This is a genomic window from Microcystis sp. M090S1 (genome assembly GCF_020246295.1).
Lineage (GTDB): Bacteria > Cyanobacteriota > Cyanobacteriia > Cyanobacteriales > Microcystaceae > Microcystis > Microcystis aeruginosa.
The window spans coordinates 1-6,714 of sequence record NZ_JADBTF010000405.1 but is presented as its reverse complement, the minus strand read 5'-3'; the positions used below and the strand labels follow the sequence as shown (position 1 = coordinate 6,714).

Sequence of the window (6,714 nt, the reverse complement as noted above, 5' to 3'; positions counted from 1 at the left end):
CCTTCTTGATCATATTAAAAGCGATCGACCCCCAGAAGATGACGATTCCGCTATCAGTGACCAGTGAACAGTGATCAGTAGAGGATAACTAAATTTAGACAACACTGGGAACTTAAAACTTAAACCTGATAACTGATAACTGATAACTGATAACTGAATAGTGAGCGATCGCATTTTATCCCTAAAAGAACGTATTGGTCAGATGATAGTAGTCCGCGCTTCCGGCTATCTCTTTGACCAACAAATCCGCTATCCTGTCTGGGAACCTGTCAACGCCACCCTGAAACATTGGTTAGAAACCCTCCACCTCGGTGGGGTGATTCTATTAGGAGGCAGCGCCGCCGAAATCGCTTTCCGTAGCCAACAATTACAAAGTTGGTCCAGCGATAATCCTCTCCTCATCGCCGCCGATATCGAGGAGGGAGTCGGCCAAAGGTTTTCCGGCGCTACTTGGTTCCCCCCCCCGATGGCTTTAGGAAAAATAGCCGAAAAAAGCTTGACAAAAGCCACAGAATATGCTAAGGAAATGGGAGCAATTACCGCTAAGGAAGCACTAGCGATCGGGATTAACTGGATTTTAGCCCCAATTGTCGATGTGAACAATAATCCCGACAATCCTGTTATCAATATTCGTTCCTTCGCTGAAACTCCCGAAATCGTCGCTAATCTAGCTCAAGCTTTTATTTTAGGGGCGGATTCCTATCCAGTTTTGACCACGGCCAAACATTTTCCGGGCCACGGTGACACCAGCAATGACTCCCATCTCGATCTTCCCATCATCAACCACGATCATCATCGCCTAGAAGCGATCGAATTGCCGCCCTTTCAAGCAGCAATCGAGTCGGGGGTTGATAGTATTATGTCAGGCCATCTGTTAATTCCCGCTTGGGATGCCGAATTTCCCGCCACTCTTTCCTCGAAAATTCTCGGGGAAAAACTGCGCCAAAATCTCGGTTTTCAGGGTTTAATCGTCACCGATGCCCTGATTATGGGGGGAGTAACCAAAATTGCCAGTGCTGCCGCCATAGCAGTGAGGGCGGTACAGGCGGGGGCCGATATACTGTTAATGCCACCCGATCCGATCGAAGCGATCGAAGCGGTGTATAGTGCCGTGCAAGCGGGTACAATTAGCGAAGCGAGAATTAATGATTCTTGGCAACGTATTCAACGAGCAAAAGAGAAATTGGGGCAAAGACAGCCATCCTTAGAATCCTTAAGCAGTTTAGCGGCACCGCAAGCTCTAGAGATTGTCAGCGATATTTTAAAAGATTCCCAAACAGTTAGCGCTAATTTACCGATTAAAGCCACTCAAGGCCGCAATTTAATCATTATGGATGATTTACTCAACTGTGACTTTCTCGATCGCTCTTGTCCGGCGGTGACAATTCCCCGACAATGGGGTTATCAAACGCAAATAATCGACCGTAGCACCTTTAATCAGTCCCTCGTCTCCCCAGAAACGACTCTCCTACAAGTATTTATCCGTGGTAATCCTTTTCGGGGTAGTGCCGGATTAAGGGACGAAACGAAAGCTATCTATCAAGCTTTGCTGAAAACCGGACAGATTCAAGCATTGATTGTTTATGGTAGTCCCTACGTTTTCCAGTGGTTTCGTCAACAAAGCGCAGAAATTCCCTATCTTTTCAGCTACGGACAACAACCAAGCGCCCAAAAAATTGCCCTAGAAACTATTTTTGAGTGGCCAACTAGCGGCGAAAATCAGACCGATACTTTTCTTTAAGGGCAAAAATTGCCTAGTAACCATTGGGCAATGCGATCGGAGGCACCGGCTGACCCCATTCTCTGACGACCATTAAAGGCGATTTCTTGCCACTGTGGGGGATTTTGTAATAAATATTCTAACTTGTCTGCTACTGACTCGGCACTATCGCCTAAGAGAATTGAACAGCCTAATAAACGCTGTTGCAGTTTGGCAAAATGGCGAGTAAATTGTGGTCCGGCCCCCGCAATCGTGATCGCCGGTTTACCCAAACCGACGAACTGTTCCGTGGCAGTTCCCGCCATGGCGATGGCCAGATGGCAACGGCCTAAATATTCGGCGTAATCCGTTTGAGAAATAGTTATAAATACTTCTTGACAAATAAACTTATTTGTGCTATGTTCTCGCCAACCCCGGGAAATTAAAGCAGCCGTAAAAGATTCCGGGGGGAGAGAAGGAGCGATCGCCGCCAAAAATTCCAGCTTATAATCGGGAAAACGTCCGATAATGGCGGCCACAGCCTCGATAATTTGCTGCCAATTGTGGAGAGATTCGGGAAAGCGCGAACCGGGTAACAGCAGAATATTTAGGCAATCTTGGGGAAAATCGCCCGTTATCGCGGGTAAAAGGTCATCCATCATCGGATTACCCCCATCGACAACGGGAATTGACCACTGTTGTAAAATTTTGCTAGTTAAACTATCCCGGGGAAAAACCCCCCGACAGCGAGGATGAGCCATTAACCAGCGTTCCCAAGGATAATAATAGGAACCCCAGAGGCGATCGATCATCGAGCTACTATCTAACCATCCCTGCTCATCCCGGAGATAGTATTCCGATTTAGCCGTTCCCACAAAAGCATAATCCCTCTCGCTCAACCAAGCAAGGGCAAGGGGTAAGATATCTCCCACCGCGACAATTTTTCCCCCTTCTTGGCCCCAATTTCTGACCAGACGGTATTGACGGGAGGTTAATCCTAATAATCCCTCCCGTAGATCTCGCCATAATTGTTTCGCATCCCTGGTGATAAAACCCCCAGAGGGCATTTTTTGACCTCGATCGAGAAGGGGAATCCCCAGACGAGTATAAGCATAACCGTTACCCACTAGGGGTAAAGCAGTAATACCCGGACAGTGGGGAGATGATTGCAGTCTTTTAATAATCCGGATCGCGATCTCATCTTCACCGTGGCCATTACTCAAAAATAATAATTTCACTGTTTTTCTTAACTTCTGGCTTAAAGTCCTAAACTTCGGTTGTTTTATTCCCCTCGACCCTAGACAATGCTGATGGTTAGGGAACAATCAATTTTATAAAAGCAGTTAACCAACTCCCATTTAGTCTAATCTACCAGAAGGTTTCGCCGATCGCCTATCTCTGCCCTGATAGCGACCATTTGACCAAAGGTCAAGACTAAGAGATAAGAGATTAGTTTAACTGCTTCTATTTTTCTCGATCAAAAGACCAAATTTGGCCCCCCAGAGCCAAGAAGGTCAGAAACCTGCTCTGATCGCTATATTAGAATCAAGTGATTAATTGGCATCCTAACGGGAAAAAATGATTATCGACTTACCCGATCGAGAAGCTACTGTCAATTTAGGGGAAAAACTGGGGCAAACCTTGGCCTCTGGCAGTGTAATTTTATTAAAAGGCGATTTGGGAGCGGGAAAAACCACCTTAGTACAGGGAATTGGCTTAGGATTGGGTATTCAAGAGCCTATAGCTAGTCCTACCTTCACCCTCGTTAACGAATATAACGAAGGCCGCCTTCCTTTGTATCATTTGGATTTGTATCGTTTGCAGGGTCAAGATATCGAGGCGCTGTACCTAGAAAATTATTGGCAGGGAATCGAGGTAGATTTAGGGATAGTGGCGATCGAATGGTCGGAACGTTTAACTTTTTTGCCAGAAAATTATCTAGAGATTACTTTACTCGATCGAGGCGAGCAAGGACGACGAGCGCTGCTCAATTTTGTCGGTGGGGACGAAAAAAATAGCGACCCCACAGGAATCGCTATCAGCACTTGACTTTTGAAGCAATCAAACTTTAGCGGTAACTTTCCACTTATTCTCTAACTCGCCTTTCTTCTAAAGTTTCTTCAAAGAAACTATTGTAGAGGAAACCCGCAGCCACGGCCCCAACAATGGGAGCAATCCAGAATAACCATAATTGACCAACGAGAGCCATATTACCGCATAAAAGAGCAACACCGGTACTACGAGCGGGGTTAACGGAGGTATTGGTCACGGGAATGCTAATTAAGTGAATTAAGGTCAATCCTAAACCAATAGCGATGGGAGCAAAACCGGCCGGAGCGCGTCGATCGGTAGAGCCTAAAATGATGATTAAGAACATGAAGGTCAAGACCACTTCCGTGACCAAAGCGGCGAATAAACTGTAACCACCGGGAGAATGTTCTCCGTAACCATTGGTGGCCAGAGGGTTACTGCCTCCCAGAGCGAAACTGGGTTGACCACTGGCAATAATGTAGATAATTACTGCCGCTAAAATCGCCCCTAAAACTTGAGCGATGATGTAGGGAAGTAGTTCCGAACCGGGGAAGCGTTTACCTGCCCAGAGACCGAAGGAAACGGCGGGATTAAAATGTCCCCCCGAAATATGCCCTAAAGCGTAGGCAAGAGTGAGGACGGTTAAACCGAAGGCAAGGGACACACCCACAAAAGAAATCCCCAGATGGATATTAAAATCAGCACCATCTACGACACTCTTGGCTTTACCCACAAATACTGCCGCTAAAACGGCACTACCGCAACCACCGAGAACCAGCCAAAAGGTCCCGATGAACTCTGCTAGATACTTTTTCATCTCTATATCAAGGTTGAATGATTTTGCTTTTAGGTTATCTCCCATCAGACCGGATTAAACTGTTATAAGATATTAAAAAATAGTTATTTTTTACCTTCAATTTGCCGTTCTCATGGGGAAACTATCAGCTTTTTAGGGATATAATAGTAAAAAAATCGGGAATTTCTGATAATTTCACAATTTCTTTAGATTTACTTCTATCTTGATGTCTGATGGATTTTGGCAGTGTCTGACCCTTTCCGCCGAGTGCTAATTGTGAGATGATCGATGCAGGAAGAAAAAGCGATATTTAATATCAACAATACTTTTTATCGACCGGAGAGTAAAATCGTCCGAGATTTAGGAGTTTTAGCGGCGGCAATTGCCCAAAAAGAGCGGGGAAGTTTGCGCGTTTTAGAGGTAATGAGCGGCTCTGGTGTGCGAGCGCTCAGGTATTGGTTAGAAAGTGGTGCGGATTGGCTGTGGGTTAATGATGGTAATCCAGAAATTAAGCCAACTTTAGCCGCTAATTTAGAGAGTTTATTACAACAGAAACAAGGGAAAATAACCTATAAATCTGCTCAAGAAGTTCTCCTAGAATGTTATCTTAAAAAAGACCATTACGATCTAGTTGATATTGATGCTTTTGGTTCTCCTGCATCTCTGTTTAGTGCTATTCCTTTAGCCACTAAAATCGGGGGTTTAATTTATCTAACTAATACCGATGGACGGACGCTGACGGGTCATAATCTAGAAAATAGTTTAGCTGATTATGGAGCCTATGCTCGCAATCATCCGGCTGCCCACGAACAGGGATTAAGATTAATTATCGCCGGTTTGCAATTAGAATCGGCCCGGTTAGGTTTAGGAATTACGCCGATTTTTTCCTTCTTTTTTGGTCAAAGTTATCGGGTGATGGTGCGGTTAACAGCTAATAGACAATTAAATAGTCATAACTACGGTTTTCTCGGTTATTGTCATAGCTGCGGGGAATATCAATCAGTGCCTTGGCCGAAGTTAGGCAAGATAGTTTGTTCTGGGGACGGGCAACCTTTAACTTTAACCGGACCCTTGTGGTTAGGCAGTTTACATGATCGCCTTTATCTAGAAAAGATGGCAGATTTAGCCGATCAATGGCAGTGGAAAAAGGTAGTTAAATTGTTAGAAATAATGAGGGAAGAAAACGATTTTCCTCCCTATTTTTATAGCTTTCGGGAAATTGGTAGAAGGGGGAAATTAGATCTACCAAAAAAGGAAGATTTAATTGCAGATCTCTTAGAACAAGGTTATCGAGCGGCCGCCACCCATATTAACCCGCAAGCACTGAAAACTAACGCTTCTTTAGCCCAATGTATCGCACTGCTCAAGGACTAATTAATTAAGGTTTACTGAATAAATATAAAAACCTTGTTGGATAATATCTTTAGGCTTGTTTAAAATCAAAAAGTGCCAGATATTGCAGTGATCAGGGGGGAAAATTCAGGTACTTTTTCCCTGAAAATTAGGTAAGCTAAAACGCATCTTAGAAGCGTTTTAGCAAGGCAGAAGGAATAAGCGGTTGAGAGTTTTTTGAATTATCAAGATATGTAACTTAGGTGCGTCTAAGCTTAATTGACCCCCTGAAAATCGGTAAAACCCTACACCCCACACCCTCTAAAGTGTATCAGGAAGCTTTGGAGTAAGACAGACAAGAAGCTGAATTAGCAGCGTTTATTGGCATTAGGATTAAACTTTGAACAGATAGGACAAGCTTTAGAATTAGAGATCGAACAGGTTAGACAAGCAACTCAAAGAGAATAGGAAAAGTTCAAACTTTGACAAATTGATACAATTGCCGGTAGCCATCAAGTAAAAATCGGCAACCCCGAAAATCCCGCAACCTTTCTCTTAATTGGGGACAATTTGCCGAAAAAGCTTTTACTTCGTCATCCCAATTGCTCAAAAACAGGAGCTTACTGAAGAACACAATAAAAAACTTCTGCTAAACTAGAGCCATCTTTTTGAGTTTAATTCTGTGAAAACTGACAGTATTTTCTATCAACTCTTGCAAAGATTTCCCGCTTGTTTCTTTGATTTGTTGAACCTTCCCCCCGAAACCGCCAATTCTTATCAATTCTCCTCGGTGGAAGTTAAACAATTGTCCTTTCGTCTCGATGGAGTCTTTTTGCCTGATACACCCAATCAGCCT

6 protein-coding genes are annotated in these 6,714 nt (G+C 44.1%); 4 read left to right on the top strand and 2 right to left on the bottom strand.

Annotated features, from left to right (window positions below):
* Positions 1-160: 160 nt before the first annotated feature.
* On the top strand, positions 161-1,741 hold the full coding sequence (locus IM477_RS17965; RefSeq protein WP_287732903.1) for a glycoside hydrolase family 3 N-terminal domain-containing protein: 1,581 nt from the start codon (positions 161-163) through the stop codon (positions 1,739-1,741).
* On the opposite strand, the gene IM477_RS17960 is transcribed toward IM477_RS17965, so the two are convergent.
* Positions 1,738-2,937 carry a lipid-A-disaccharide synthase-related protein gene (locus IM477_RS17960; protein WP_287732901.1) on the bottom strand — a complete coding sequence of 400 codons (1,200 nt, stop codon included), beginning with the start codon at positions 2,935-2,937 and terminating at the stop codon, positions 1,738-1,740. The genes IM477_RS17965 and IM477_RS17960 overlap by 4 nt on opposite strands.
* Before the next feature lie 340 nt (positions 2,938-3,277).
* Here IM477_RS17960 and tsaE point away from each other — a divergent pair, with 340 nt between their 5' ends.
* Positions 3,278-3,748 (top strand): tRNA (adenosine(37)-N6)-threonylcarbamoyltransferase complex ATPase subunit type 1 TsaE, encoded by a 471-nt coding sequence (gene tsaE, locus IM477_RS17955; RefSeq protein ID WP_012264480.1) that lies wholly within the window; start codon positions 3,278-3,280, stop codon positions 3,746-3,748.
* 37 nt (positions 3,749-3,785) lie between these two features.
* On the opposite strand, the gene aqpZ is transcribed toward tsaE, so the two are convergent.
* A complete protein-coding gene (aqpZ, locus tag IM477_RS17950; RefSeq protein WP_232023686.1) occupies positions 3,786-4,547 on the bottom strand; it encodes an aquaporin Z in 762 nt (253 codons plus the stop codon).
* Between the two features lie 267 nt (positions 4,548-4,814).
* Between aqpZ and IM477_RS17945 the strand changes: the two genes are divergently transcribed.
* Complete coding sequence (locus IM477_RS17945) at positions 4,815-5,900, top strand: class I SAM-dependent methyltransferase (protein ID WP_287732900.1); 1,086 nt, start codon at positions 4,815-4,817, stop codon at positions 5,898-5,900.
* 640 nt (positions 5,901-6,540) lie between these two features.
* On the top strand, positions 6,541-6,714 hold a 174-nt coding region (locus tag IM477_RS17940; protein WP_287730651.1), incomplete at its 3' end, for a DUF2887 domain-containing protein.

Excerpts from the sequence above, each read along its gene's own strand:
- tsaE (WP_012264480.1), top strand. The coding sequence starts at position 3,278 with ATGATTATCGACTTACCCGATCGAGAAGCTACTGTCAATTTAGGGGAA.
- aqpZ (WP_232023686.1), bottom strand. The coding sequence starts at position 4,547 with ATGAAAAAGTATCTAGCAGAGTTCATCGGGACCTTTTGGCTGGTTCTC.
- IM477_RS17945 (WP_287732900.1), top strand. The coding sequence starts at position 4,815 with ATGCAGGAAGAAAAAGCGATATTTAATATCAACAATACTTTTTATCGA.